Here is a 25,356-nt window from a genome sequence, read left to right as displayed (position 1 = left end):
GCCCCTTTCCCAAGGTGAAATACGTTCTGTTATACGCGATGCAGGCGACGAGCGCCTTCCAGCAGGGTCTCGTTGTCTTTGGCGAAACTCAATCGAATGATGCCGGTATTGCTGCCGTCGCTGTAAAACGCCGACAGCGGCAGGGTGGCAACTTTGGTTTCGCGGATCAGCCGCACTGCAAAATCGTTGTCGCTTTCCTGACTGAAGCCGCTAAAGCGCGCCAGCATAAAGAAACTGCCGCGGCTTGGCAGCAATTGCAGACGGGATCCCTGTAATGCGCTCGCCAGCAGATCGCGCTTTTGCTGATAAAACGCGGCCAACTCCAGGTACTGCTGCGGATCGGCCAGGGCATTTGCAAAGGCGTATTGCATCGGCGTATCGGCGGAGAACACCATAAACTGGTGTACCTTGCGGATTTCTTCCATCAATGCTGCCGGTGCCATGCAGTAGCCGACGCGCCAGCCGGTGACGTGGTAGGTTTTACCGAAGGAGGAGACGATCACGCTGCGTTCCGCCAGCCGTGGGTGGCGGGCCATGCCATGATGGATTTCGCCGTCGAATACCACATGTTCGTACACTTCATCCGACAGGATGATGATATCGGTGTTACGCGTCAGCGCCGTCAGACGCTCGATGTCATGCTGGTCGAACACGCTGCCGGTGGGATTATGCGGGCTGTTGACGATAATCATGCGGGTTTTGCCGTTGATGGCGGCAGCCACCCGATCCCAATCAATCTGCAGATTATGCAGCGACATGGCGATCGGCACCGCGGTGGCACCCTGCAGACGCACGATTGGCGCATAGCTGTCGAACGCCGGTTCGAAATAAATCACCTCGTCGCCGGCGTGCACCAGTGCGCTGATGGCGGAGTACAAACCTTCGCTGGCGCTGGCCAGTACCGTGATTTCATCGTCCGGGTGATAACGTGCGCCATACAATCGTTCAGCCTTGTCGGACAATGCAGCGCGCAATGCCGCCACGCCGCTCATCGGCGCATATTGATTATGACCTGAGCGCATGGCTTGCGTCACATCCTCGATCAACTGCGGCGCACAGGCAAAGTTGGGGGCGCCCTGTGACAGGTTGAGCGCCTGGTGTTCGGCGCTCAATTGGCCGATAACGCTGAAAATGGTGGTGCCGACGTCGGGTAATTTCGAACGCGGCGAGCAGGCGCTGAGCATGGCGTCTCCTGGCAACGGTGAGAGGTTGAGTGATTAAGCATCAGTCGGCATGGCGCGACAAGAGAAACTTTGTCATGCTTGCCATGCGTTTTGATCATGACTGGAGAGGCCGATATGCGAACAACACTGCCGTCGCTCGATGTGTTAAAAACCTTTGTGGTAGTAGCGCAACGGCTGAATTTCACCCATGCCGCGCAGGAGCTGCATCTGACGCAGGGGGCGGTGAGTCGCCAGGTGCTGGGGCTGGAACAACGGCTGGGCTATGCGCTGTTCAGCCGTCGTGCCCGCGGACTGACGCTGACGCCGCAGGGCGCACAGCTGTTGGTGCCGGTACAGCAGGCGCTGGAGCAACTGGCACAGGCGCTGGAGCGCGTTGCTGCGCAGCCCGGCGTGTTGCGCATCAAATGTCCGACCTGTGCCATGCGCTGGGTGTTGCCGCGCATTATTCGCCTGCAGAACGACAGGCCGGAAATGCGTATCGAATTAACCGCTTCGGTGTCGCATGGGCTGGACTTTGCCAGCGAACCGTTCGATGCGGCGGTGGTGTTCGGCGTGCCGCGCGGCAAACGCCTGAGCGTCCATCCGCTGTTTGACGAGGTGCTGACGCCGGTGTGTACCTCGGATTATCTGGCAAACGCCAGCCAGCCGTTGACTGCGGCCGATCTGGCGGACAAAACCCTGTTGCATCCGACCCGTGACCGGCGCGACTGGCTGCGCTGGCTGAAGGCGGCGGGGCAGGCGCCGCTGCCAGAGGCTAAATCACAGCATTTCGATACGCTTGATTTGGCGATGAGCGCGGCGCTGCAAGGTTTCGGCATCGCCATTGGCGATCTGTGTCTGCTGGAAGACGATCTGCAGGCGCGTCGCATCATCACCCCATTCCCGCTTAGCGTCGCCAGTGGTGCCGGTTATTATTTGGTCTATCCTGAACATGCGGTAGTGCCACCAACATTAGTACAACTGGTGGATTTCTTGACCGAGGAAGCACAATACAGCCGCAATAGGCTCAATCGCTACCTGTCAGCCACGTCTAACAGCTTGTAACCATTAACGTTACGAATTGTTTCTGCTGAGAAAAAGAGTGTGGCACACTGTCAGACAGCGGACAAAGCCGGCGCACGACAAACGTCTGCCGCTGGGGTTGCAGCGGCGGGCCGCCAATGTATTTGCCGGCAGCCCGTTTGTGCTCCCCGTGGTTGGCCCATAGGAGATGAAATGCGGCCCGATAGCCTCCCGAGTGCGCCGGAGGCGAGTGGACAGGTCGCTTTGCCATCAACCGCACCCGTTTTCCTGTTTAATTTTCCTGCCGTGTCTGTGGCGGGAACATGCCTGAGATAACAATATGAAATGGCTTTGTGTAGTGAGTCTGTTGTCCGGTCTGGCCATCAGCCCGGCATTTGCGCAGGACACCTCCAGCGCAACGCAAGGAATCCACGCGCAACAGCGCGATGCGTTCGTTAGCAATCTGATGAAGCAAATGACGCTGCAAGAAAAAATTGGCCAGTTGCGGCTGATCAGCGTTGGGCCGGATAACCCGAAAGAAGCCATTCGCGAAGGCATTCGCCAGGGGCAAATCGGCGCGATTTTCAATACCGTCACCCGGCCGGATATCCGCGTGATGCAGGATCAGGCGATGCAGCTCAGCCGCCTGAAAATCCCGTTATTCTTCGCCTATGATGTGCTGCACGGTCAGCGCACCGTATTCCCGATCAGCCTGGGGCTGGCGGCCAGTTTCGATCTGGAAGCCATTGCGCTCAGCGGCCGGGTATCGGCACAGGAAGCCAGCGACGACGGCCTGAACATGACCTTTTCGCCGATGGTCGACATTACCCGCGATCCACGCTGGGGGCGGGTGTCGGAAGGCTATGGTGAGGATACCTGGCTGGTGTCGAAAATCGCCAGGGTGATGGTGGAGGCCTACCAGAACGGCGACCCGTCCAAACCGGGATCGGTGATGGCCAGCGTCAAGCATTTCGCGCTGTACGGCGCCACCGAAGGCGGTCGCGACTACAACACCGTCGACATGAGCCCGCTGCGCATGCAACAGGACTACCTGCCGCCGTACAGGGCGGCAATTGACGCTGGCAGCGGCGGGGTGATGGTGTCGCTCAATGCGATTAACGGCATTCCGGCCACCGCCAACCCGTGGCTACTGAAGGATCTGCTGCGCAACCAGTGGGGCTTTACCGGCATTACCATTAGCGATCACGGTGCGATCAAGGAGCTTATCAAGCATGGCGTGGCGCAGGATGCGCGCGATGCGGTGCGGCTGGCGATCACCTCCGGCGTCGACATGAGCATGAGTGACGAGTATTACGACAAATATCTGCCGGGGCTGGTCAAGGAAGGGCTGGTGTCGGAAAGCGATATCGATCGTGCCTGTCGAGACGTGCTGAATACCAAGTACGATATGGGGCTGTTTAAAGATCCATACGCCCATCTGGGGCCGGTGGGTTCAGATCCGCAGGATACCAATGCCGAAAGCCGGCTGCACCGCGCCGAAGCGCGGGTGGTTGCGCGCAAAACCATGGTACTGCTGAAGAACGAACATCAAACGCTGCCGCTGCACAGGCAGGGCACCATTGCGCTGGTCGGGCCGATGGCCGACAGCCAGCGTGACGTTATGGGCAGCTGGTCGGCGGCGGGCGTGGCCAAGCAGTCGGTGACGCTGCTGCAAGGCATGAAAAACGCCGTCGGCGACAAGGCGAAAATCATCTACGCCAAAGGCGCCAACATCACCCAGGACAAGAGCATCATCGATTATCTGAACCTGTACGAGCCGGCGGTAGAGTTCGATTCCCGTCCCGCGCAGCAAATGATCGATGAAGCGGTCAACGCTGCCAAACAGGCCGACGTGGTGGTGGCGGTAGTGGGGGAATCGCAGGGTATGGCGCATGAAGCGTCCAGCCGTGCCGACATCACTATCCCGCAGAGCCAACGCGATCTGATCGCGGCGTTGAAAGCCACCGGCAAGCCGCTGGTGCTGGTGTTGATGAACGGCCGCCCGCTGGCGCTGGAATGGGAAAGCCAGCGGGCGGATGCGATGCTGGAAACCTGGTTCAGCGGCACCGAAGGTGGGAACGCGGTGGCCGACGTGCTGTTTGGCGACTATAACCCGTCCGGTAAACTGCCGATGACCTTCCCGCGTTCGGTGGGGCAGATCCCGATGTATTACAATCACCTGAACACCGGTCGGCCGTTCAGTAAAGAAAATCCGGGCAAGTACACCTCGCGTTACTTCGACTCACCGAACGGCCCGCTGTATCCGTTTGGCTATGGCCTGAGTTACAGCAGCTTTGCGCTGTCGGACTTCACGCTTTCCAGCCCCACCATGGCGCGCAACGGCAAAATCACCGCCAGCGTCACGCTGAAAAACACCGGCAAATACGACGGCGCCACCGTGGTGCAGTTGTATATTCAGGATGAAACGGCAACGGTCAGCCGCCCGGTGAAGGAGCTGCGCAACTTCAAGAAGGTGATGCTGAAAGCCGGTCAGGCGCAGACGGTGGAACTGCCGATCGTTGAAGACGATCTCAAGTTTTACAATGCCAAGCTGCAATGGGGCGCCGAGCCGGGCAAGTTCAACGTATTTGTTGGGCTGGATTCTGACAATCTGCAACAGCAGAGCTTTACGCTGAAGTAATCCGCCGCTCGGGGCGCAGTCTGCCACTGCGCCCCGAGCGGTGTTTTGCGTTACCGTTGGGATGACTATTGAGGATAACCGTTATATTTTAGATGGTTATCTTTACCTTATTAATTAATTAGCTTATCAGCTTGATAACTTGCTTGCTTGGTAAGTTACTGGCTTGGTGGTTTGCTCAGTTCTTTTTCAGCAGTGCCAGCAGCTGGGCTTCGGTGTTGTCGGCCAGGCCGTCGATCGCCAGCTTGATAATGTCGGAGCGGGTAATACGCACCAGGCCATTGCGCGCAGCCAGCACGATTATGTCGTCGATGGCGTCGACGTGGCTGTCGGTCAGGCTGACGGAAATGGCTTTATAGGTGCGTTTGCGGCCCTGCGTTTTGGTTTCGCTGGTGCTGGTGCTGGCGCTGGCGGTGGGGAGCAGCGTATGCGATGTGGCGCTGTTGATAAACTCGTCTTCCGACATGCGGTGGGTCGGCGTACGCTTTTTCATAAGATCACCTCTTTTACCAGGCTTTCAATTTCGTGCTGCGCTTTGGGGTTGTGCGCTTCGTGAATGGTTTTTGCTTCGCCCCAGGCGTCACGATAAATCTTGCGATCGCACAAGCGGTTGCCCACCAGGGTGAATTGCGGGTATTCGCTTAACACCTCTGCCGCTTCATTGGCTTCGTTAATGAAGATATTGGTCGGACACATGTTCAGCACAATATAGCCCTTCACTTTTTCATTGTATTCCTGCGCGGTGGAGAACATTTCCGACAGGTAGCCGACGGTGTCGAGGTCCATTTGCGACGGACGCAGCGGCGACAGGAACAGATCGGCAGCCAGCAGACCGGAGCGCAGCTCGGCGCTGTCGCGGCCGGCAGTATCGACGATCACGTAATCGTAGTGACGGTTCAGTTCCAGCAGGGTCTCCTTGATTTTGCCAGACGCTGCCACTACCGGAATATGCGGCAGCCCGTCAACGTTTTGCCGATCGTTGTACCAGGTCATGATCGATTTTTGGTCGTCGGCGTCAACGATTATTGCCGTTTTGCCTTCCTTGAGTATCAGATACCCGGCGATATTGACCGCCTTGGTTGATTTCCCTACGCCGCCTTTTTGCGAGCCAATCAAAACAATCATGCTGCCATCTCTCAAGTTATTAAGCTGTTAACTTATTAAGTTAGCTGCTTATTAGGTTGATAATCAAACAGGTTAACAGGATACAATATGCCCGAAGCTGCCGAGCTTGCCAAGTGGCTATGCTGCTAACTTAACGTATTATTTTGCTGGCAAGCGGTCAGGCAGGTAAGTAGGAATTCTCTGGGATTAAGCGCAGGAGTGGTTATTGGCAGGTTACTAACCTAGGCAGTTATCAGGCTTTATTCGGTTGTTAGCTTAATAAGTTATTGCGCTATTAGCCTGGCAGGCTATTGATGCGTATGGCACGGAAGGTCTGTCGGGCGCTGCGGCCACAGCGCCCGTTGCGTTACTTTTTCATCAATGCCTTGAGGTTGGCAAACGGGTTGTGCGTAGCGATGCCGACGTCCTGCTGCGCATCCTCGCCGGCCACCACCGTCGAACCGTACTGGTCTGCTTCGGTGTATTTTGAATGCTCATGATCGTGACAATACAGGCATAGCATTTCCCAGTTGCTGCCATCCTCCGGATTGTTGCTGTGGTCGTGATCGATGTGATGCACCGTCAATTCGCGCAAGTTGGAATAAACAAACTCGCGTGAGCAGCGGCCACAGACCCACGGGAACAGTTTCAGCGCCTTTTCGCGATAGCCGACTTCCAGTTTCGCGTAGTTTTTTGGGATATATGCCATGGTATGCCTGCTGATAGGAAACGATATTGGCGCAATAATACCACAAAGTTTCCGCTGACAACGGTTGGCCGTTAGCCGAACCTTTCCACCGCCCAGTCGATAAACACCCGCAGTTTGGCGCTTAAATGGCGGTTGGACGGATAGACCACATACAGGTGATCGGCCGGCGGCTGCCAGTCGGTCAGGATGCTGACCAGTTCGCCGCTGTCCAGCTGTGGCTGGGCCATAAAGCGCAGCGTTTGTATGATGCCCAGATCGGCCAGCGCCGCCGCGATCAATGCGTTGCCTTCGTTGACGCTGATTTGATAACGGTGCTGAATATCGATGACTTTGCCGCCGTCGACAAAATGCAGTGGATGAATGCGATCGTTCACCGCGTGGCGGTAATGCGCCAGTGGGAAGCCTTGTTCCAGATCGCACGGATGGTGAGGCGTGCCGTGGCGGGCAAGGTAGCGCGGGGTGGCACAGGTGACCCACTCAAGTGCCAACAGCCGGCGGGCGATCAGGCTGGAGTCCGCCAGTGGGCCGCTGCGCAGCACGCAATCGGCGCTGTCGCTGATTAAATCAATTTGCCGATCGCCGACGCCCAGATCGATCTGGATCTGCGGATAGCGAGCAAAAAAGTCCGGCAGGGCAGGCAACAGTAGCTGGCGTGCGGAACCGCCGCCGACGTCGATACGCAGCACCCCCTGCGGCGCGCTTTGTGATTCCGTCATGCTGCCTTCCATCTGTTCCAGCTCCGCCAGCCATTTTACCGTGCGCTGGTAATAGCATTCGCCCTCCGGCGTTACCGATACGCTGCGGGTGGTGCGCTGGAACAGTTTGGTTTGCAGATGATTTTCCAGGCTTTGCACCAGCTTGGTGACGGTGGCTTTCGGCATGCGCAGCGAGTCTGCCGCCCGGGTAAATCCGCCGGTTTCAACCACGCGGGTAAACACGCGAATGGCAAGTAAATGATGATCCATAATGCTCCCAAGGCCCAGAACCCGGCGCTAGCCGGGCATATTTTTACTCTGCTCTAGGATTGTTTAGCGTCAACCATGCCGGAGCGCAAGGACAAACCGAACACCAGCGCCGCCGACAGGATCAGCGCACCGCCGAACAGCATGGCGCTGCTGACGCCTTGCCAGTCAACCACTTCACCGCCGAGCAGCGCACCCGAGGCCAGGGCGATCTGAATGACGCACACCAGTAACGCCTGACCGGCTTCCGGCGCCTGCGGTACGGCGTTGAACATCCAGTTGGTGGCGCAAACCGGTACTGCGCCAAACGCCAGTCCCCAGATCAGTACCATCAGCGTCGCGCCGGCGATACCGCTGAGCAGCGGTGACACAATCAAGATGCCCGCCAGCATAACGGCTATCAGGATAAAGGTGGCGCGCAGGCTGTGTTCAGCCAGACGCTCGCCGGCGAAGGTACCCAGCAGACCGATCGCGCCGTAGGCCAGCAACTGCATCGAAATGGCCGATGGACTCAGCACAAACACCTGCTGCAGCAGCGGTCGCAGATAGGTATAGGCGGCGAAGTGGCCGATAAACAGCAGTACGATGGCAATCAGGCCAATGCGCGCCAACGGCAGGCGCAGCGGCAGCAGCAGATCGCGCGGTGTCACCGCACGGCTTGGCGGCACCGGGGACAACAGGCGCGATTGTGCGATTAACACTGCCAGCGCCAGCACGGCGCTGCCAAAGAAGGCGGCGCGCCAGCCGAACAGGTCGCCAATCAGCGCGCCTGCCGGCACGCCACACACTGCGCCGACCGAAATGCCGCTCAGGATCAGCGCCGTTGCGCGGCCCTGGCTGGCTTCAGGCACCAGATGGCGGCCATAGTTGGCGGCGAACGACCAGAAGCCACCGACGCAAATGCCGAGCAGTACGCGGCCGAGCAGCATCATCGGAAAATTGACCGCCAGCGCGGAAACCAGATTGGAGACAATCAGCAGCAGCGACAGACCGAGCATCAGCAGTCGGCGATCGAGCCGCCCGGAGGCCAGACTCAGCGCTGGCGCGGCGACCGCAGCCACGATGCCGGGCATGGTAACCATCAGGCCGGCGGTGCCGGTGCTGACGTTGAGGGAAGGGGCAATATTGGTCAGCAAACCGATCGGCAGGAATTCTGTTGTCACCATGACAAAGCAGGCAACCGTCAGTGAAAAAATGGCCAGCCAGGCTGATGATGCAGGTTTATCTTTATTATTCAGCATAATACCGCTCGTCTCAGAAGATATTGTGATTCGCTCGCACCGGCAGCGAGTGACAGAGATCACAATTTACGCAGCGTTATACGCCAGATAAATCCGTTTGCGGTAATTACACTGTTTCTGTGCAGGAACAATCGCGCCGTACGGCGCTCAGACTAGAGCCCCGGAGCCTTCCACAGTGAGGTGGTCAGGCCGTGATCCACCAGCGTCAGCTGATCGGCATACACTTCCAGCCAGGTCTCCTTTTGCCGTTGATACAACGCATGCTGGGTCATGTCCGGTTGATATTGCCGCTCCCAACGCACCAGTCGTTCACCGGTTTCCGCCAGCGACGGATACAGCCCGACGCCAACCCCGGCGGCAATGGCGCAGCCCAGTGCGGTCGCCTCTTTCACTACCGGCACCTGCACCGGCAGGCCGGTGACGTCGCTGAGGATCTGGCTCCACAGCCTGCCTTTGGCGCCGCCGCCGGCGAACACCAGCGACTGCGGCTGTACGCCGGAAAAGCGCGCAATTTGCTGCAGATTGCAGGCGGAAACAATCGCCGCATTTTCTTCCAATGCGCGAAACAGCGTCTGCTTGTTGCAGCGTTCAGGATCCAGCGACATATTGATAAACGACGGCGCGGCGTGATACCAGTGGTTAAAATGCATGGCGTCGGAAAAAATCGGCATCACGCCGTAGGCACCGGGCGGTACCCGCGCCGCCATCTCCTCCAGCAGCGCATAGGCGTCGACCCCCAGCCGCTGTGCCAGCAGTTTTTCTTCCGCACAGAATGCATCGCGGAACCAGCGCATGGTCAGGCCGGTGAAGAAACTGATGGATTCCGCCTGCGCCATACCGGGGATCACGTGTGGGTTAATGCGAATGTTCATCTCTGGATCGGTCAGCGGCTGGGGCAGATTGACGATTTGCTGCCAAAAGGTACCGCCCAGCACCGCCGTTTGCCCGGCGCGCACCACCCCCAGCCCCAGACAGCCCAGTTGCACATCGCCGCCGCCCATGACCACCGGCGTGCCGGCCAGCAGCCCGCTTTGCTGCGCCGCCAGCGCGGTGACCTGGCCCAGCAGGCTGCCGGTTTCCTTTACCGGCGACAGCATATCGGCGCGCAGACCGGCCATATCCAGCAGTTCGGGCCGCCAGTTGCGGCTGGTCAGATCCAGCATGCCGGTGGTACCGGCATTGGAGGGATCCACCGCCAGTTCGCCGCTGAGACGGTTTGCCAGCCAATCGCCGATCATGGTGATCGTCGACGCACGGCGATAGATGTCAGGCCGATTATGCGCCAGCCACAGCAGGCGCGGCATGGCGCTCAGCGCCAGAGTCTGGCCGGAATGGCGGTAGACCTCGTGCTCAAAGCCGTGGTTTTGCAGCTCCTTGAGCTCGCTGACCTCGCGGCTGGCACGAGCGTCGACGTTGGCGCAGGCCCAGATGGCTTCGCCGTCGCTATCGTACAGCACGATACCTTCGCGCATCGAACAGCATGCTAGCGCACGGATCTCCTGCGCCTCGGCGTTGGCCAGCTGCAACGCCTGCCGCATGCACTGGCAGGCCAGTTGCCAGTTGTGGCCCAGATCGAACTCCATCGAACCGGGCACGTTCGGCACCGCCAGATGGTGCCATTCCGCCTGGCCGCTGGCGATTTGCTGGCCTTCCAGATCGAAAATGACCGCTCGAATGCTGCCCGTGCCTGCGTCCAATGCCATCAATAAATTGCGCATAGTTCACACTCTGTGGAAGACCGATCTTAACTATAGATGGCGTGTGGGATTGACGAGGCAGGCGAAGCGGGCGTGACGTTTAGAACTGTGAGGCGGGCTGCAAAAACGCCGCGCGGAGGCGGAAATACGCCCAATAGCGCCTAGCATTGGGGGATATCCCCCGTGTCAGCAAGGAGCCGTTATGCAGGTTACGTTAGTCGAAATCAACGTCAAGCCCGATAAAGTGGAGCAGTTTCTCGCGGTGTTTCGTGCCAATCATCTTGGCGCCATTGCCGAACCGGGCAACCTGCGTTTTGACGTACTGCAGGATGAAAATATCCCGACGCGCTTTTATATCTATGAAGCGTATCGGGATCGGCAAGCGGTGGACGCGCATAAAAAAACGCCGCATTACCTGCGATGCGTGGAACAATTGGAGTCGCTGATGACCGAGCCACGCAAGAAAACCTCGTTTATCGGCGTGATGCCGGCATAGCCTCTATCGCCGCGTGTCGTAGGGGCGGCATAAAATTTGATTGAGTTGCAGGGCATATCACCGCTAACGTAACGCCTATCACATATCCCGTTGCTCTGGAGCAAACATGGCAGTTCGCGATCGGTTATTGGCGTTGTTGGTGGTGATTATCTGGGGGGTGAATTTCGTCATTATCAAGTACGGCTTACAGAATATGCCGCCTTTTCTGCTGGCCGGGCTGCGTTTCCTGTTGGTGGCGCTGCCGGCGATATTCTTTATTCCCCGCCCACAGCTGCCATGGAAATGGCTGACGCTGTATGGCCTGACCATGAGCTTTGGCCAGTTTGCGCTGTTGTTCCTGGCTATCAAGGTTGGCATGCCTGCCGGTTTGGCGTCGCTGGTGCTACAGGCGCAGGTGTTCTTTACGCTGTTATTGGCGATGCTGTTGCTGGGGGATCGGCTGCGCGTCAACCATCTGGTGGGGATCGTTATCGCCACCGCCGGTATGCTATTGCTGGCGCAGGCCAGCCTGCAGCAGGGGGGCGGCGCGGTACCGCTGGCCGGACTGTTACTGACGCTCGGTGCAGCGTTGTCCTGGGCGCTGGGCAACATTGCCAATAAAAAAATCATGAGTACTTTTCGCCGGCAGGGCATTTTGCCGCTGGTGGTATGGAGCGCACTGATTCCAATCTTGCCATTTTTTGCCTGTAGCTGGCTGTTCGACGATCGTCAGATGGCGATCGACAGCCTGCGTCATCTGCGCTTAAGCAGCGTATTGGTGATTGGCTACCTGGCGTTTGCCGCCACCCTGTTTGGCTATTCTATCTGGGGCAGCCTGCTGGCGCGTTATGAAACCTGGCGAGTGGCGCCGCTGGCGCTGTTGGTACCGTTGGTTGGGTTGGCCAGTGCCTGGCTGCTGATGGGCGAAACATTATCGACGTTGCAACTTGCCGGTGCGCTGTGCGTGCTGGCCGGCATGGCAGTCAATATGTTTGGCTTGCCGCGCTGGCGGCCGGTCGCCGCTGCCGGCAAATAACCAACGCAGACGGCGTGTGGTTTACTCTTCGTTGCGCGCCATTTGCTGGCGTTGATAGGCGTCGCTGGCGGCCTGTATTTCGTCCAGCACCGAACCCACGTCGGCGCTTTTGCTGCTTTCCTGATAGTGGCCGGTCAGTGTGCTTTCTGGCGTCAGCTTGCCTTCCTGATACAGCGCCCAGATTTCCTTGGCATATTTACTGCCCAGCAGCTGCGGCGCGAACTGGCCGTAATAATGAGTCATATTATTGATATCACGCTCAAACATGCTTTTAGCATGATTGTTGGCGGCAGCATCGACCACCTGCGGCAGATCGATAATCACCGGGCCGTTTTTATCCATCAGTACGTTGAATTCAGACAGATCGCCGTGCACCAGCCCGGCGCACAGCATGCGCACCGCGTAGTTCATCATCAAGGCATGATCTGCCAGCGCCTGTGCCGGCTCCAGCGTGATGTCGCTCAGGCGCGGAGCCACCAGGCCTTCTTCATCGGTGATAAGCTCCATCAGCAGCACGCCGTCAAGGCAGATATCCGGCTGTGGCACCCGCACGCCGGCCTTTGCCAGCAGGTGTAACGCATCGACTTCGGTATTTTGCCAGGCTTCTTCCTGCTGCTGGCGGCCAAAGCGAGAACCTTTGCTCATTGCCCGCGCATCGCGGCTGTTACGCACTTTGCGGCCTTCCTGATAATGCACCGCTTGCTTGAAGTTGCGTTTGTCCGCTTCTTTGTACACTTTGGCGCAGCGGATGTCGTTACCGCAGCGCACGATAAACACGTCGGCCTCTTTACCGCTTTTCAAACGGCGAATGACGTCGTCGATTAAACCATCATCTACCAATGGCTGGAGTCGTTTTGGAATTTTCATGCAGCCTTGTACCCTATTTAGGCTCTGGTGTGAATGGTTTGCCTGGACGGAATTGCCAATTAGACCAGAAAGCGGGCAATTAGTTTGCCCGCTGCTGGCATTGCAGCAGCCTGTCAGGCATTTTCCGCCAATACCCATACGCTGACGCTGTCGCCGTTAACCGGGAAGTCGGCGCGGCCATCCTGGTCCGTTTCGACCATCTCTTCGCGGTTGCCAAGGAAGTCGCGCCATTGCCGATGTGCCAGCGCATTGCCCAGCGTCACCGTCTTGTGATTTTCTGCACCGTTGGTCAATACCACCACGCAGCCCGGCGCTTCTGCGGTTCCGCTGCGGCTGAAGGCGACGCAGTGTCTATCGTCGAAGTAATCGGTTTGCGCGCCGTTGGCAAAACGCTGGCGGGCGAGGAGCAATTTTTCCAGCTCGGCAATGGCCGGCATCTCGATCTGGTACTCACCGCCGTCGCGGCCGGTGTCCTGGTAGCTTGCGCCGTACAGATCCGGATAAAACACACAGGGCACCCCCTGTTCGCGCAGCAGGATCAGCGCGTAGGCCAGCGGTTTGAACCAGGGTTCAACCGGCGCTTCCAGCGATTGTAATGGTTGCGTGTCGTGGTTGGCGACAATGGTCACCGCGTGGCTGGGGTTGGTGGCGGTCAGCGTATCGGTAAAGATCTGCGCCATATCGAATTGATCGGCCTGCTTCGATGCCTGGTGGAATTTCAGGTGCAGCGCCACGTCGAACAGCATCACTCTGCCATCCACCATATCGATGTATTGTTGCAGCGACGCCAAATCGTGCGACCAGTATTCGGCGACGATGAACAGATCGCGCTGCGCCGCTTCTCGCACGTGATCGGCCCACTGTTTGAAGAACCAGGCCGGAATGTGTTTGGCGGCGTCGAGGCGGAATCCGTCACAGGGCAGGGTGTCCAGCAGCCAGCGGCCCCAGTATTTCAGCTCCTCCGCCACCGCGTTATTACGGAACTCCACGTCGGCGCCCATCAGATAATCGAAATTGCCTTTCTCGTCATCGACCTGATCGTTCCAGCCGTCATCACCGTAGTCGTTGGCGATTTTAAAGATGCCTTTTTCCTGTGGGTCTTCCAGATAATCCACGCCGCTAAAGCAGGTGTAATCCCAAACGAAGGCGGAATATTTTCCCTGACGGCCGGGAAAGGTGAAACGCGTGTAGGCGGTGGCATCAAAGCCGAGGTCGTCAATGTCGTTACGATCCTGCGTATTGGTGCGGTGAACGTGAACCCGTTCGGTTTCGTCCGCTCCCATCTTGTGGTTGAACACCGTGTCGTAAATGATGCGCACCCCGTGCTCACGCAGAGTATTGGCAGCATCGATCAGCGATTCTTTGTCGCCGTACTTGGTGGCGCGGCTCCCTTTCTGATCGAATTCGCCCAAATCGAACAAATCGTAGGTGTCGTAGCCAACCGAATAGCCACCGGACGCCCCTTTGTAGGCCGGTGGCAGCCACAGGTCGGTGATGCCGATCTCGGCAATCTGCGCAGCGCGCTGCGCCGCTTCCTGCCATAGTTTGCCGCCATCGGGGTAATACCAATGGAAAAACTGCAATAAAGTGGTTTTTTTCGTCATGAGCCGGCATCCCGCTTAGCCAAAGTAATGAGGTGGGCCTCCGCAACTGACCGTTAGCCTACTGCGGCTGGCCTCGTTTAAGCATGGGTCAAAATTGGCAAAAGGGAAAATGGGCCGCGCCGCAACGGATCCTGTCGCTTGATTTTCCTGGGTAACATTCACTTTTTGCTGCCGATAGGTTATGGTGATTCATCATTTAGGTAACACTATCAACTAATTTTCATCAATGATGATGTAGAGAAGGAACATAGCGTGGAGATCCGAGATTTTCGGGCGCTGAGCCGGCACCTGGTGCGCGAGTTGGGGATGTTGAACAAGCAGAGTAACGGTTCACGCTTTTCACCGTTGCAAATACACCTGATGATTGAACTCAAGCAGCAGCCGCTGGCGGTGATGGAACTGGCAATGCGCCTGTGCATCGACAAGGCCAGCGCCAGCCGCGCGCTGAACAGTCTGGTAAAGGCGCAAATGATCGAAATTGTTGAACATCCGCAGGACCGGCGGCAGACCTTGCATCGGTTGACGCGCGAAGGGAAGAAAACGCTGATGGCCATCGATACCGATGCCGATGACTTTATGCTGGCCGCGCTGGCACAGCTGGACGACGACGAAATCGCCGCAACGGTGGCAACGATTAAAAAATTTGCCTCCGCGTTAGGCAGCGCCCGCCGACAGCGGGCGGCGGAGCTGCGCGTCCGGCCGATTACCGCACAGGACGATGCCGCGATGGCAGCGGTGATCCGCGCCACGTTTCGCGAATACGGCATGGACAAGATGGAAGGCGTCAGCGTACAGGATCCCCATCTCGACCAGTTGACCGCGGTTTATCAGCGCAACGGCGGCCACTATTGGGTGGTCGAGCGACATGGGGAGGTGGCGGGCGGGGTCGGCATTGCGCCACTGGTCGGTGGCGAGCCGGATTATTGCGAATTGCAGAAACTGTTTTTCAAACCCGAAATCCGTGGGTTGGGCATGGCGCGTTACATGGTGGTGCAGGCCATGCAGGCGGCGCGTGCTGCTGGCTATCGTTACTGTTATCTGGAAACCACTGAGCAGTTAAAAGAAGCGGTCGGATTGTACCGGTCGCTGGGTTTCAGCCTGCTGAACGAAAGACGCGGCAACACCGGTCACCACGGCTGCGCCATTTTCATGCTCAAGGAGTTGACCACGCTTGCGTAAAGCGTGTTTTCTCGCAGCGATAAAACACAAAAGGCGGCCAGGGCCGCCTCTTTGCACAACTGCTATTTCAGCAATTAATTGTAGATGATCGCAGTGCCGTGCAGTTTGTTGTCACCGGCAGTTGAAATGATCTGGAATGATTTTGCACCGGCTTCATCCGCTTTGGCCGCCAGTCTGTTTTCCAGGCTGGTCAGGTCAGAAGCGCCGCTTACCGTAACCACACCGGCTTTTTGCAGATCGGCAGGTTGGCTGTTAACCAGTTCGGCGGCAAAGCTACCAAATGAAACAGAAGCAAGAGCAATAGCAGCGATGGTCATTTTCAGGTTTTTCATAATCATATTCCTATCTTATGTTCGGTATGAAGTTTGTTCTGCTGGTCGTTAAATTAATTAACGATCGATAATTTAATGTTAGATGCCGATTTGGCGAATTGCAAGCTATTTTTTAATGTTCGTTAATTAATTCCTGGTTTTTCGTTTCCCGGAGAAGGATAAAACGGCGTTTCCTTGCGGGTGGAATTAAATTAACTTACTGTTATTTATAGATAACAGCCGTGCCATGCAGCTGATTGTTACCACCGGCACCGATAATGCGGTAAGACGAAGCACCTTGCTGCTCGGCTTTTTCTGCCAGACTGGCTTGCAGGGAGGTAATGTCCGATGCTCCGCTGCTGCTGACGACGCCGATTTTCTGTTGCTCTGCCGGTTGACTGTTAACCTGTTCTGCGGCAAAACTGCCGAAGGAGAGGCTGGCAAGGGTCATTGCTGCTAATGCTATTTTTAAGTTTTTCATAAAGTTATTTCCTATCCGAGAATTAGATTGAGTCATTTCGTCTTTGTCGTTACATTTAAATAACGATCGATAACTAAATGGTAATCGCTTCTCGACGTCGGCGCAATATTTTTTTATAATGATCGTTAATTTAATTGGAAAGCCCTGATTCGGGGCGCAACACGCGAGGGTCTATGACTATCAAAGAAGAGGTATGTGCGAAGAAAACCCGCGGCAGACCGAAACAGTTTGATCGCGACCAGGCGCTGGACCGTGCGCTCGATCTGTTTTGGCGCCACGGTTATGAATCAACTTCCCTGGCCGATCTGGTCGAGGTCACCGGCGCCAAAGCGCCGACGCTATATGCCGAGTTCGGTAACAAAGAGGGGTTGTTTCGTGCCGCCGTTGAACGCTATCTCAGCAAGTACATCACCTGTAGCAACCATTTGCTGGAACAGGCGTTACCGGTAGCCGAGGTGGTTGAAGCCTACGTACGTTCGTCGGCGGAGGTATTTACCGATCCGCAAACGCCGTCGGGCTGCTTTATGGTGTGTGCTTCCGCGGCACTGTCTCCGGCATCCGACGACGTGGCCGAAATGCTGCGCCGCAAGCATCATACGCAGGAAGCCAGCCTCAAGGCCTGCTTCGATCGCAAGGTACAGCAGGGGGAACTATTGGCGAAAACCGACACCGCGCTGCTGGCCAAGTACATTATGTGCACCATTGAAGGCATGTCGGTTCAGGCGCGTGAAGGGGCCAGCCGCGACGATTTGCTACGCCTGGTGGAGACGCTGATGATGATTTGGCCACGCCTGAGCCAGGTTGGCAACAAGGTATGATGCCGAGCGCCGGCATCCTCCATGCCATCGCCGAACGGCTAAGGCGCCTCACGTCTCATGTGCAGCAGCGGGAACGGCTCACCCTGTCCGTCCCGCTCTGAGCGGCCGATAACGCGAAAGCCGTAATGCTGGTAAAATGCTCTGGCCTGTGGATTCTGTTCATTGACGTCGAGCAACAGCACATCATATTGCTGCTCGACAAATGCCAACAGCGTTTTGCCGATGCCGTTGCCGCGCTGTTCGGCGGCCACGAACAGCATCTCGACTTTGTTGGCGCTCATGCCGATGAAGCCGCCAATCTGACCGCTGTCATCTTGAGCGACCCAAACGGTCAGCATGGGCAGATAGTGGTTGGCGATCAACGGACTCAGGTCGGCAATGCGCCTTTCCGTCAGAAAATGATGGGTAGCACGCACAGAACTCAGCCAGACCGCAACCAATCGTGGGTAATCGTCGGGCGTGCCGGCTCTGATAACCATCTTTTCTACCTCCTGCATTAGCCCACCGGCTACTCTATAACAAAGCCGAACCACGGGAAACGCTCCGTCATCCTATACTTCGCGCTGCAATCCTGACCGGGCTGGCATTCGCCTGCGCCATGGCGGCCTAACTTGTCTTATGCGGCCAGAGTGCGCGGCCTGGCGGTGAAAAATGGTAAAAAATCGGCCGCTTGGCGGAATTTTGAGAATTTTACGCGTGATCCGGTTGGCGAATGCGTTTTACACTGGCAAAAAGCAGATTTCTATTTCGCGCAGGATTATTTTTCTTGTCTGCGCAGTGACCCTATTGAGGCGATATGAACCAGTCATATGTACTTGCTGAAGTCAGTAATGAAAACCAAACGCTGGTGGCGGTGGTTCAGCAAGATCACCGGGCAGCCTATTTTTATATTTATCCCGCAGAGGCGTTCAGCGAACGTTTTCAGGTGCGCGCCTGCTGGCTGCGTAACCTGGCGGCCGCGCCGCAGCAGGAAGATCGCGCCGCGCTGGAACTGGGCCAGCCGCCGATGCTGGCTGCGGAATTTTGCCGCAATCTGGAGGGAGAAGCGCCGCTGAACCCGGAAGGGTTACAGGTGATTTGGAATGAAAGCGATGACGGCGCCGCGTTGTGGTATTACGGCCAGCTGCTGTCGGTGATCCCCGGTTGGAGCCTGTATATCGATCATTCGGTGTGTTATTCCGCCAGCTGCATCAAGGAAAGCCCGCTGGCTTATCCACTGGGTTCTGCATCAACCAATACGCAATATGCGCTGGCGGAAAATACCCGACAGTTTTGGCGCAGTTGGCAGCGCGAGGAAGGCAACCCGTGGCCGAAAATGCAGCGTGACTATCTGGCGCAGTATGAACAGCATTTTGGTCCGTCGGTTAAATACTACGCGATCGATCAGGGTAAGTGGCCGCCGATGGCCATCAGCCAACATGAACGCGACGGTATATACTATTTTCTGACCATGGGGGTCAGCATTCGACCGATGCCGTGGGTCGAGATCCTGTTCAATGACGATGCCGCGCAATACCGGCGCATGGAGCTGGCTATCGCCATCGACGGCCAGTACATGACCGAAGACAACGCGGTGCAGATGGCCAGCGCGCTGGCGGGCTTTGCCCACGTGCCCTGGGCGCAGGTAACCTGGATGGGGGAAGGGCACACTCTGGCGTCGGAAGTGGCGCCGCAGGGCTATGAAGGCTATGTGCTGTCTTCGCTGTTCTACCCTTATCAGCAGCATTTGACGTTGCCGACCCAGTACGGCGATCCGGTCAATCTTTACTGGGCCAGCCCGGTGTTTGAAAACGAACGTACCCAGGCCCAGGCGACGCCGAACGGCGGGCATGAACTGGTGGCTAGCCTGTGCGAGCAGGGGGTTGACCATATCTTTCGCCCACGTCAGCCGCTATGCTGACGTGAAACTCATTGATGGAGACCTGCAATGACCGCAGCGCTGTTGATTATTGATGTGCAAAAAGGCCTGTTTACGCCGCCGCCGGCCGATGCCGATGCGGTGATTGATCGGATCAATATGCTGAGCGCCGCCGCGCGTCAGGCGCAGGTGCCGGTGATTTTCATCCAGCATCAGACTGCCGATGATGAACTGCCCCACGGCAGCGATGCCTGGCAGGTTGATTCGCGTTTACGGCAGGTTGCGGGGGATTTGCGGGTAGAAAAAACCACGCCGGATTCTTTTTTGCGCACCAATCTGCAAGCGCTGTTGCAACAGCACGGCGTTACGCAGCTGGTGATTTGCGGTTATTCGTCCGAATATTGCGTTGACAGCACCACCCGCCGTGCTGCCGGGCTCGGTTATCCGGTGGTGCTGGCAGCTGATGCTCACACCAGCCATGACAAGGCGCACGCCAGCGGTGAGTGGATACGTCAGCACCATAATGCCGCGCTGTCGAGCATGGAAAGTTTCGGCGTGCCGATCCGCGCGGTTGCCAGCGCAGCTATCCGCTTCTGATCCTTCCGAACGCCTGGTGGGCGCTCCCCGTCGGTTAACTGCCGACGCGGGCCCCGCCGTTAATCGGTAACAGCGTACCGGTAATGAACGCCGCCGCCGGCGACGCCAGCCAAAGTGCCGCTTCGGCGACGTCCTCCACCTGGCCGGTACGTGCCAGCGGCGTGTCGGCGGTAATGGCGTCAATGGTGGCGGCTGGCAGACCGGTGCCAAAAAACCGCGTATCGGCGATGTAGCCAGGCGCAATGGCGTTAACGGTAATGCCTTGCGGCCCCAGTTCACGCGCCAGACTGACGGTCAGGCCAACCACGCCGGCCTTGGCGGCGGAATAGCCCAGCGCGCCGGGGTTGCCGCTGCCGCATTGCGCAGCGATCGAACTGATATTGACGATGCGTCCGCCCGGCTTGCGCAGGTGCGGCAGCATGGCCTGGGTAAACAGAAAGGTGCTCTTCAGGTTACCGTCAATCACCGCATTCCACTGCTGCTCGGCCTGCGCCAATGGCGTGTCGACGCTGATGACACGGGTAAATCCGGCGTTGTTGATCAGCACATCTACCGTGCCCAAAGCCTGTATCAGACGCGGCATCAACGCTTCTATCTCGGCGCGTTGGCTGAGATCCGCCGAAAAGTGCAGCGTGCCGTTGCCGATCCGTTGCGCCGCCGCCTGCAAACGTTGCAGGCAGCGCGCCACGATGGCGACACGATACCCCTGCATTGCCATTCGTTGTGCGGTGGCCAGCCCAATGCCGCTTGAGCCACCGCTAATCACGACCGTAGGTTGTGTCATGTGATATTCCTCCAACTGTCTGTGGCGCGTCTGCGCCGGTGATGTCGACGGAAAGTATTGGTATTTACCATCGATACCGCCAATACTGTTTTTATGATTCGATGATATGAAAAAGGTATCGCGTGATTGAACTACGCCAATTACGGCAGTTTATTGCCGTGGCTGAAGAGATGAGCTTTCACCGCGCCGCGCAACGCTTGCATATGGCGCAGCCGCCGCTGACGGCGGCAATTCGTAAAATCGAGCAGGAACTGGGGGTTACGCTGCTGGAACGCGGCAACCGCATTACGCGCATTACCGACGCCGGGCAGGTATTTTTGCTCGAAGCGCGGCGCACGCTGGCGCAGTTCGAGCGTACGCTGTTGCATACCCGGCGTGCCGCGCAGGGGCAGACGGCGTCGCTGCGACTGACCTTTGTCGACAGCACGGTCAATGCGCTGCTGCCGGGACTGTTGCGCCAGTTTCGCCAACGCTATCCGCAGATTGATTTTCAACTGCAGGAAGCCGCCACGGCGGAACAGCTGATTGCCTTGCGCGACGATCGCGCCGATGTCGGTCTGGTGGTGCTGCCGATTGCGCCGCAAGCGGGCATACAGTTAACGCCGCTGCTGTTGGAGCGCATGGTGCTGGCGCTGCCGGAACACCATCCGCTGGCAAACGCCGCACAGGTCGGTTTATCGGACGTGGCCGATGAGCCCTGGGTATTGTTCCCGGCGCATTATGGGCCGGGGATGCACGCGGCGATTCTACAGGCATGCGCAATGGCCGGTTTTACCCCGCGAGTAGTGCAGCAGGCGCGGCAAATGCAAACCATTGGTGGGCTGGTGGCCGGTGGGGAAGGCGTTGCGCTGATGCCGTCGCTGTTTGCGGCGTTGCAACCGCCCGGTGTGGTATTCCGCGAACTCAGCGGTATCGGCACGCCGGTGGCGTATTCGCTGGCTCTGGCCTACCGTCAGGCATCGCCATTGATCGAGGACTTCATCCAGCTTGCGGTGCGGCACGCGGCGGAGTATCAGCAAGAGATACTGCACCTCACGCCCTGAGGCGACAAGCGCGTCGGCGACATGTCAGGGAGCGCCATTCCTGCCACATTGGCAACAGGAATGGCAGTGATATTGCAGCTTAGGCCGGGCTATCGGTAATCGGCTGTTTGACCACGAAGATATACGACAGGGCGCCAATCAGGGTAAAGCAGGAACACAGCGTCAGCGCCAGGCTAAACGAGTTGGTGGTATCAAGGATCCAGCCGGTGATCACCGGCGCAAACGAGGCGAAGATAAAGCTGGCGAAGTTCTGGATGCTGCCCACCGAGGCGGTCATGCGCGAAGTAACCGCCACGTGGATCAATCCCCAGCAGGAGGTACCGGCAAAGTGAATGCAGAACAGCGCCATGCCGATCAACAATACCGCGCTGTAGGTGGTGGTGGCCTGCGCCACTACCGAGGTGAAGGCGGCGGAAAGCAGCATGCCGGCAACGATGCAGATCTTGCGGCTCTTGAGCGGCGCCATGCCGCGCTTGACCAGCCAGTCGGTGACGAAGCCGTTGGACAACATGCCGGCGGCGCCGAACAGGAACGGAATGGCTGACAGCATCCCGGTGCTTTTCAAATCCAGATGGTAGGTAGTTTGCAGATAGCCGGGCAACCAGGCCAGATACAGCCAGGCGGTGTAGTTGATGCCGCTAAAGCCGATCATCATGCCCCACATGGTGCGATTCTTGAACAATGCACGCCATTCCTTCAGGTTCATCGGTTCGCGACGCGCGCTGACGCTGCCGGCATTCAGATAGGTTTGCTCCTGTGCGCTGAGGTCGAGATCCTGGCGGTTGCGATAAATCATGTACCAGCCGATCGACAGCGCGATGCCAAGCACGCCAATGGTAATGAACATGCCGCGCCAGCCAAATGCGATCATCATGGCTGTGAGGATGGGCGGGCTGATGGCCAGGCCGATGGTCGAGGCGGCGTTGAAAATGCCCATTGGCATCCCGCGATCTTTAATGTTGAACCAGTCGTTAATCACTTTTACGCCGCACGGGTTCATGGGCGCTTCACCAATGCCCAGACCGATGCGCACCCAGATAAACTGGGTAAAGCTCTGGATCATGCCGGACAGAGTCTGGAACAGCGACCAGACAAACATCCCCAGCCCGAGCATGATGCGCGGCCCCTTGCGATCCAGCAGCGGGCCGCACGGCAGTTGCGCAATGCCGTAGGCCAATGAAAACGCCGAAAGCAGCAGGCCGATTTCGGTACCGCTCAGCCCCATTTCTTCGCGAATCGTCGAGTTGGCAACCGACAGTGAACTGCGATCGAGAAAGTTAATGATTGCCGCCAAGAATAATAAAATCATTGAGGTAGTCTGAATTTTTTTTATTCTGGCTGAACGAATGATGGCACCGTCCGGTGGCATAGGAATAATGGTATCCGAGTAATTTTCCTCTTGTCTATCACCGGTGCTGGCAGGGCTCACTTTTTCCATCTTTTTCTCCAGATGTGTATTTGGTATGTGACTGCAAGTAATCGGTATAGAGGGCGCGGCGATTTGGTGGTGTGATTAATGCGCATTCCGTGCGCCGGATAGGCTTTTGCTGTTTTTTATCGGCTTTAAATATGCCGATGGCAAATAAAAGGGCGGCATTCAGGCTACGGACTGGTTAATCGAACGAATCATCGATTGCTTGGCGGTGTCGAGATGATGGTGCAGTTCACGGGTAGCTTCCTGGTCGTTGCGGCAGATAAGCGCACTGAGGATCGCCATATGCTCCTCGATGGCAATAATGTTCCGCTGCTTGAGATCGGTTTCATCCCATTGATAATGAAAGTGGAAAATCACCGAAATAATCTCCAGCGACTGGTTGAAGAACGGGTTGTTGGCGGCAGAAAGGATCAGTCCGTGCAGATCCCGATCGAGTTGCGAAAACAGCCGGTAATTGCTGCTGATGGTTTCACGCAGTTCACGGTGGCGGCTCAATAGCTCTTTGGCCTGCAACCAGCGTTCATCATGCGCCGGCAAATTCAAAAAGCGTGACAGGGCGTGGGTTTCCAGCATCTGCCGCAGTTCAAACAGCTGCTCGGCATAGTGCCGATCGAACTGCTTCATGCGCCACTGGCCGCGTTTGACGTTGTCGAGCAGATTGTAGCGGCTAAAGCGCAGCAGAAATTCCCGCACCACTACCGGGCTGACGTTGACCAGCCGCGCTAGTTGCAGTTCGCTGAAGCTGTCGCCGGCGCGCAGCTGTTTTTGGTTAATCATCTGGTAAAACGCCTTTTCAAACAGCGTGCTTTGCGCCTCCGGAGTTTGTGCCATACAGTCGAAGCCGTCTTCCTCCTGCGGCATACGCAGGATCGCATAATTATCCTGCACCTTTTCCAACACCCCGCAGCGCTGAAAATGGTCCAGGGCATGACGTACCGTGGTGCGGCTGATGTTGTACATTTCGGCCAGCGCCGCCTGGGAGGGCAGCGGCGAGCGGATATGTCCGTGAATCAGGCCATCGATCATCTGGTTAATCACATTTTGCCGCAGATTTTGGGTTCGGCTCATGGCGTACCTCAGCTGTTTTTTATGAATTTAAAACCAATTTAAAACGGTTTATTTGGCGCTGAATCACAAATCACCATAATTAAAACGTCAGCCGGTTATTTTTATTTAATAACCAACTCCAGATAACTGGAGGAACGATAATGACCACAATGAATACATTGATTTGCCAGCAACCCACACAATTGGTTTATCAACAGCGGCCGATACCGACGCCGGCGGCGAATGAGGCGGTGATTAAAATGATTACCGTGGGTATCTGCGGCACGGATATTCATGCCTGGTCGGGTAATCAGCCTTATTTCAGCTATCCACGGGTTTTGGGTCATGAAATATGCGGAGATATCGTTAGCGTGGGGAGCCAGGTTAGCGGCTTGCGCGTTGGACAGCGCATGGCGGTGATCCCGTATCTGTCCTGTGGCCAGTGCGGGGCCTGCCACAGCGGGCGCAGCAACTGTTGTGAAAACATTTCGGTGATCGGCGTGCATCAGGACGGCGGTTTCTGCCAGTATCTCAGCGTACCGGCCAGCAATTTATTGCCGGTGGGGGATATCGCGCCGGAGGCCGCAGCGCTGATCGAACCGTTTGCCATTGCCGCCCATGCGGTGCGACGGGCAGCCATCGTTGCCGGCGATCATCTGCTGGTGGTAGGTGCCGGGCCGATTGGCCTTGGCGTGGCGGCGATTGCCCTGGCGGATGGCGCCCGGGTGGTGGTGGCCGATACCAGCGAACAGCGGCGGGCGCATGTTGAGCAGGTGCTTGGCGTCGCCACGCTGGATCCGGCGCAGGCGGGATTCGACGCGGCGCTGCGCGAGCTGTTTGACGGCAGTCTGGCGGCGAAGGTGATTGATGCCACCGGCAATCAGCGGGCGATGAATAACACCGTTAACCTGATCCGCCATGGTGGTAGCATCGTGTTTGTCGGGCTGTTCAAAGGTGAATTCAGCTTCTCCGATCCGGAGTTTCATAAAAAGGAAACCACCTTGATGGGTAGCCGCAACGCCACCCATGAAGACTTCGTCAAGGTGGGCCGATTGATGGCGGCCGGCAGCATCACCGCCGGCATGATGCTGTCGCATCATTTTGACTTCGATACCCTGGCACAACGTTACGAAAGCGAGGTGATCAATAATAAATCATTGATTAAAGGCGTGATTCATTTCAGCTGAATAATTACTCCCCGCTTGCCAGCGACGGGTGCAGCACGCAGTGCCCGTCGTTCGGTCGTCATTTTCCGGCCATAAAACCATCATCCAGATGTCATAA

25 protein-coding genes are annotated in these 25,356 nt (G+C 57.3%); 10 read left to right on the top strand and 15 right to left on the bottom strand.

Annotated elements, in window-relative coordinates; translation table 11 throughout:
- Positions 1–29: 29 nt before the first annotated feature.
- Positions 30–1,184, bottom strand: a complete 1,155-nt coding sequence (locus tag NYE85_RS20500) for a methionine aminotransferase (RefSeq protein WP_259006586.1) — start codon at positions 1,182–1,184, stop codon at positions 30–32.
- Between the two features lie 114 nt (positions 1,185–1,298).
- Between NYE85_RS20500 and NYE85_RS20495 the strand changes: the two genes are divergently transcribed.
- Complete coding sequence (locus NYE85_RS20495) at positions 1,299–2,228, top strand: LysR substrate-binding domain-containing protein (RefSeq protein WP_259006585.1); 930 nt, start codon at positions 1,299–1,301, stop codon at positions 2,226–2,228.
- 298 nt (positions 2,229–2,526) lie between these two features.
- Complete coding sequence (bglX, locus tag NYE85_RS20490; RefSeq protein WP_259006584.1) at positions 2,527–4,827, top strand: beta-glucosidase BglX; 2,301 nt, start codon at positions 2,527–2,529, stop codon at positions 4,825–4,827.
- Positions 4,828–5,002: 175 nt separating this feature from the next.
- Here bglX and NYE85_RS20485 read toward each other — a convergent pair whose 3' ends face one another.
- From NYE85_RS20485 to lsrK, 6 genes are all read right to left on the bottom strand, one after another.
- Positions 5,003–5,317 carry a hypothetical protein gene (locus NYE85_RS20485; RefSeq protein ID WP_259006583.1) on the bottom strand — a complete coding sequence of 105 codons (315 nt, stop codon included), beginning with the start codon at positions 5,315–5,317 and terminating at the stop codon, positions 5,003–5,005.
- Complete coding sequence (locus tag NYE85_RS20480) at positions 5,314–5,949, bottom strand: AAA family ATPase (RefSeq protein ID WP_259006582.1); 636 nt, start codon at positions 5,947–5,949, stop codon at positions 5,314–5,316. Before NYE85_RS20480 ends, NYE85_RS20485 begins: the two co-directional genes overlap by 4 nt.
- A gap of 346 nt (positions 5,950–6,295) precedes the next feature.
- Positions 6,296–6,637: an HNH nuclease YajD gene (gene yajD / locus NYE85_RS20475; protein WP_004965614.1), complete on the bottom strand. Its 342-nt coding sequence runs from the start codon at positions 6,635–6,637 to the stop codon at positions 6,296–6,298.
- A gap of 71 nt (positions 6,638–6,708) precedes the next feature.
- On the bottom strand, positions 6,709–7,602 hold the full coding sequence (locus NYE85_RS20470; RefSeq protein ID WP_259006581.1) for a LysR family transcriptional regulator: 894 nt from the start codon (positions 7,600–7,602) through the stop codon (positions 6,709–6,711).
- A 53-nt stretch (positions 7,603–7,655) separates the two neighbouring features.
- Positions 7,656–8,840 (bottom strand): MFS transporter, encoded by a 1,185-nt coding sequence (locus tag NYE85_RS20465; RefSeq protein WP_259006580.1) that lies wholly within the window; start codon positions 8,838–8,840, stop codon positions 7,656–7,658.
- Between the two features lie 152 nt (positions 8,841–8,992).
- Positions 8,993–10,558: an autoinducer-2 kinase gene (gene lsrK / locus NYE85_RS20460; protein WP_259006579.1), complete on the bottom strand. Its 1,566-nt coding sequence runs from the start codon at positions 10,556–10,558 to the stop codon at positions 8,993–8,995.
- A gap of 181 nt (positions 10,559–10,739) precedes the next feature.
- Here lsrK and lsrG point away from each other — a divergent pair, with 181 nt between their 5' ends.
- Together lsrG and NYE85_RS20450 are read left to right on the top strand one after the other, a co-directional pair.
- Complete coding sequence (gene lsrG, locus NYE85_RS20455) at positions 10,740–11,033, top strand: (4S)-4-hydroxy-5-phosphonooxypentane-2,3-dione isomerase (protein ID WP_259006578.1); 294 nt, start codon at positions 10,740–10,742, stop codon at positions 11,031–11,033.
- 106 nt (positions 11,034–11,139) lie between these two features.
- Entirely contained in the window at positions 11,140–12,048 is a 909-nt protein-coding gene (locus tag NYE85_RS20450) for an EamA family transporter (protein WP_259006577.1), read from the top strand.
- Between the two features lie 21 nt (positions 12,049–12,069).
- On the opposite strand, the gene NYE85_RS20445 is transcribed toward NYE85_RS20450, so the two are convergent.
- Together NYE85_RS20445 and amyA are read right to left on the bottom strand one after the other, a co-directional pair.
- Entirely contained in the window at positions 12,070–12,915 is an 846-nt protein-coding gene (locus NYE85_RS20445; RefSeq protein ID WP_259006576.1) for a PA4780 family RIO1-like protein kinase, read from the bottom strand.
- 113 nt (positions 12,916–13,028) lie between these two features.
- Positions 13,029–14,519: an alpha-amylase gene (gene amyA / locus NYE85_RS20440; RefSeq protein WP_259006575.1), complete on the bottom strand. Its 1,491-nt coding sequence runs from the start codon at positions 14,517–14,519 to the stop codon at positions 13,029–13,031.
- A gap of 252 nt (positions 14,520–14,771) precedes the next feature.
- On the opposite strand from amyA, the gene NYE85_RS20435 reads away from it, so the two are divergent.
- Positions 14,772–15,698, top strand: coding sequence for a bifunctional helix-turn-helix transcriptional regulator/GNAT family N-acetyltransferase (locus NYE85_RS20435; RefSeq protein WP_259006574.1), 927 nt, complete (start codon positions 14,772–14,774; stop codon positions 15,696–15,698).
- Between the two features lie 74 nt (positions 15,699–15,772).
- On the opposite strand, the gene NYE85_RS20430 is transcribed toward NYE85_RS20435, so the two are convergent.
- Complete coding sequence (locus tag NYE85_RS20430) at positions 15,773–16,030, bottom strand: YdgH/BhsA/McbA-like domain containing protein (protein ID WP_259006573.1); 258 nt, start codon at positions 16,028–16,030, stop codon at positions 15,773–15,775.
- A gap of 202 nt (positions 16,031–16,232) precedes the next feature.
- The gene (locus NYE85_RS20425) at positions 16,233–16,490 is read right to left on the bottom strand and encodes a YdgH/BhsA/McbA-like domain containing protein (protein WP_259006572.1); all 258 of its coding nucleotides are present in this window, start codon (positions 16,488–16,490) and stop codon (positions 16,233–16,235) included.
- A 173-nt stretch (positions 16,491–16,663) separates the two neighbouring features.
- On the opposite strand from NYE85_RS20425, the gene NYE85_RS20420 reads away from it, so the two are divergent.
- Positions 16,664–17,308: a TetR/AcrR family transcriptional regulator gene (locus NYE85_RS20420; RefSeq protein ID WP_259006571.1), complete on the top strand. Its 645-nt coding sequence runs from the start codon at positions 16,664–16,666 to the stop codon at positions 17,306–17,308.
- A gap of 38 nt (positions 17,309–17,346) precedes the next feature.
- Here NYE85_RS20420 and NYE85_RS20415 read toward each other — a convergent pair whose 3' ends face one another.
- Positions 17,347–17,787, bottom strand: a complete 441-nt coding sequence (locus NYE85_RS20415) for a GNAT family N-acetyltransferase (RefSeq protein ID WP_259006570.1) — start codon at positions 17,785–17,787, stop codon at positions 17,347–17,349.
- A gap of 317 nt (positions 17,788–18,104) precedes the next feature.
- Here NYE85_RS20415 and NYE85_RS20410 point away from each other — a divergent pair, with 317 nt between their 5' ends.
- Entirely contained in the window at positions 18,105–19,208 is a 1,104-nt protein-coding gene (locus NYE85_RS20410; RefSeq protein ID WP_259006569.1) for a suppressor of fused domain protein, read from the top strand.
- Between the two features lie 27 nt (positions 19,209–19,235).
- Positions 19,236–19,763, top strand: coding sequence for a cysteine hydrolase family protein (locus NYE85_RS20405; protein ID WP_259006568.1), 528 nt, complete (start codon positions 19,236–19,238; stop codon positions 19,761–19,763).
- Between the two features lie 34 nt (positions 19,764–19,797).
- On the opposite strand, the gene NYE85_RS20400 is transcribed toward NYE85_RS20405, so the two are convergent.
- Positions 19,798–20,547, bottom strand: a complete 750-nt coding sequence (locus tag NYE85_RS20400; RefSeq protein ID WP_259006567.1) for an SDR family NAD(P)-dependent oxidoreductase — start codon at positions 20,545–20,547, stop codon at positions 19,798–19,800.
- A 122-nt stretch (positions 20,548–20,669) separates the two neighbouring features.
- Between NYE85_RS20400 and NYE85_RS20395 the strand changes: the two genes are divergently transcribed.
- Positions 20,670–21,590 (top strand): LysR family transcriptional regulator, encoded by a 921-nt coding sequence (locus NYE85_RS20395; RefSeq protein ID WP_259006566.1) that lies wholly within the window; start codon positions 20,670–20,672, stop codon positions 21,588–21,590.
- A gap of 79 nt (positions 21,591–21,669) precedes the next feature.
- Here NYE85_RS20395 and NYE85_RS20390 read toward each other — a convergent pair whose 3' ends face one another.
- Entirely contained in the window at positions 21,670–23,028 is a 1,359-nt protein-coding gene (locus NYE85_RS20390) for an MFS transporter (RefSeq protein ID WP_405050694.1), read from the bottom strand.
- A 159-nt stretch (positions 23,029–23,187) separates the two neighbouring features.
- Positions 23,188–24,093 carry a GntR family transcriptional regulator gene (locus NYE85_RS20385; protein ID WP_259006565.1) on the bottom strand — a complete coding sequence of 302 codons (906 nt, stop codon included), beginning with the start codon at positions 24,091–24,093 and terminating at the stop codon, positions 23,188–23,190.
- 140 nt (positions 24,094–24,233) lie between these two features.
- Here NYE85_RS20385 and NYE85_RS20380 point away from each other — a divergent pair, with 140 nt between their 5' ends.
- On the top strand, positions 24,234–25,259 hold the full coding sequence (locus tag NYE85_RS20380; RefSeq protein WP_259006564.1) for a zinc-binding alcohol dehydrogenase family protein: 1,026 nt from the start codon (positions 24,234–24,236) through the stop codon (positions 25,257–25,259).
- Positions 25,260–25,356: the final 97 nt, after the last annotated feature.

Origin of the sequence: Serratia sp. AKBS12, assembly GCF_024793895.1 — a bacterium.
GTDB lineage: Bacteria > Pseudomonadota > Gammaproteobacteria > Enterobacterales > Enterobacteriaceae > Serratia_F.
The sequence above is the reverse complement of the archived record's forward strand: the minus strand, read 5'-3'. Positions and strand labels throughout refer to the sequence as shown.

Coding starts and splice junctions, on each gene's coding strand:
- NYE85_RS20500 (WP_259006586.1), bottom strand. CDS start 1,184: ATGCTCAGCGCCTGCTCGCCGCGTTCGAAATTACCCGACGTCGGCACC.
- NYE85_RS20495 (WP_259006585.1), top strand. CDS start 1,299: ATGCGAACAACACTGCCGTCGCTCGATGTGTTAAAAACCTTTGTGGTA.
- bglX (WP_259006584.1), top strand. CDS start 2,527: ATGAAATGGCTTTGTGTAGTGAGTCTGTTGTCCGGTCTGGCCATCAGC.
- NYE85_RS20485 (WP_259006583.1), bottom strand. CDS start 5,317: ATGAAAAAGCGTACGCCGACCCACCGCATGTCGGAAGACGAGTTTATC.
- NYE85_RS20480 (WP_259006582.1), bottom strand. CDS start 5,949: ATGATTGTTTTGATTGGCTCGCAAAAAGGCGGCGTAGGGAAATCAACC.
- yajD (WP_004965614.1), bottom strand. CDS start 6,637: ATGGCATATATCCCAAAAAACTACGCGAAACTGGAAGTCGGCTATCGC.
- NYE85_RS20470 (WP_259006581.1), bottom strand. CDS start 7,602: ATGGATCATCATTTACTTGCCATTCGCGTGTTTACCCGCGTGGTTGAA.
- NYE85_RS20465 (WP_259006580.1), bottom strand. CDS start 8,840: ATGCTGAATAATAAAGATAAACCTGCATCATCAGCCTGGCTGGCCATT.
- lsrK (WP_259006579.1), bottom strand. CDS start 10,558: ATGCGCAATTTATTGATGGCATTGGACGCAGGCACGGGCAGCATTCGA.
- lsrG (WP_259006578.1), top strand. CDS start 10,740: ATGCAGGTTACGTTAGTCGAAATCAACGTCAAGCCCGATAAAGTGGAG.
- NYE85_RS20450 (WP_259006577.1), top strand. CDS start 11,140: ATGGCAGTTCGCGATCGGTTATTGGCGTTGTTGGTGGTGATTATCTGG.
- NYE85_RS20445 (WP_259006576.1), bottom strand. CDS start 12,915: ATGAAAATTCCAAAACGACTCCAGCCATTGGTAGATGATGGTTTAATC.
- amyA (WP_259006575.1), bottom strand. CDS start 14,519: ATGACGAAAAAAACCACTTTATTGCAGTTTTTCCATTGGTATTACCCC.
- NYE85_RS20430 (WP_259006573.1), bottom strand. CDS start 16,030: ATGAAAAACCTGAAAATGACCATCGCTGCTATTGCTCTTGCTTCTGTT.
- NYE85_RS20425 (WP_259006572.1), bottom strand. CDS start 16,490: ATGAAAAACTTAAAAATAGCATTAGCAGCAATGACCCTTGCCAGCCTC.
- NYE85_RS20420 (WP_259006571.1), top strand. CDS start 16,664: ATGACTATCAAAGAAGAGGTATGTGCGAAGAAAACCCGCGGCAGACCG.
- NYE85_RS20415 (WP_259006570.1), bottom strand. CDS start 17,787: ATGGTTATCAGAGCCGGCACGCCCGACGATTACCCACGATTGGTTGCG.
- NYE85_RS20410 (WP_259006569.1), top strand. CDS start 18,105: ATGAACCAGTCATATGTACTTGCTGAAGTCAGTAATGAAAACCAAACG.
- NYE85_RS20405 (WP_259006568.1), top strand. CDS start 19,236: ATGACCGCAGCGCTGTTGATTATTGATGTGCAAAAAGGCCTGTTTACG.
- NYE85_RS20400 (WP_259006567.1), bottom strand. CDS start 20,547: ATGACACAACCTACGGTCGTGATTAGCGGTGGCTCAAGCGGCATTGGG.
- NYE85_RS20390 (WP_405050694.1), bottom strand. CDS start 23,028: ATGGAAAAAGTGAGCCCTGCCAGCACCGGTGATAGACAAGAGGAAAAT.
- NYE85_RS20385 (WP_259006565.1), bottom strand. CDS start 24,093: ATGAGCCGAACCCAAAATCTGCGGCAAAATGTGATTAACCAGATGATC.
- NYE85_RS20380 (WP_259006564.1), top strand. CDS start 24,234: ATGACCACAATGAATACATTGATTTGCCAGCAACCCACACAATTGGTT.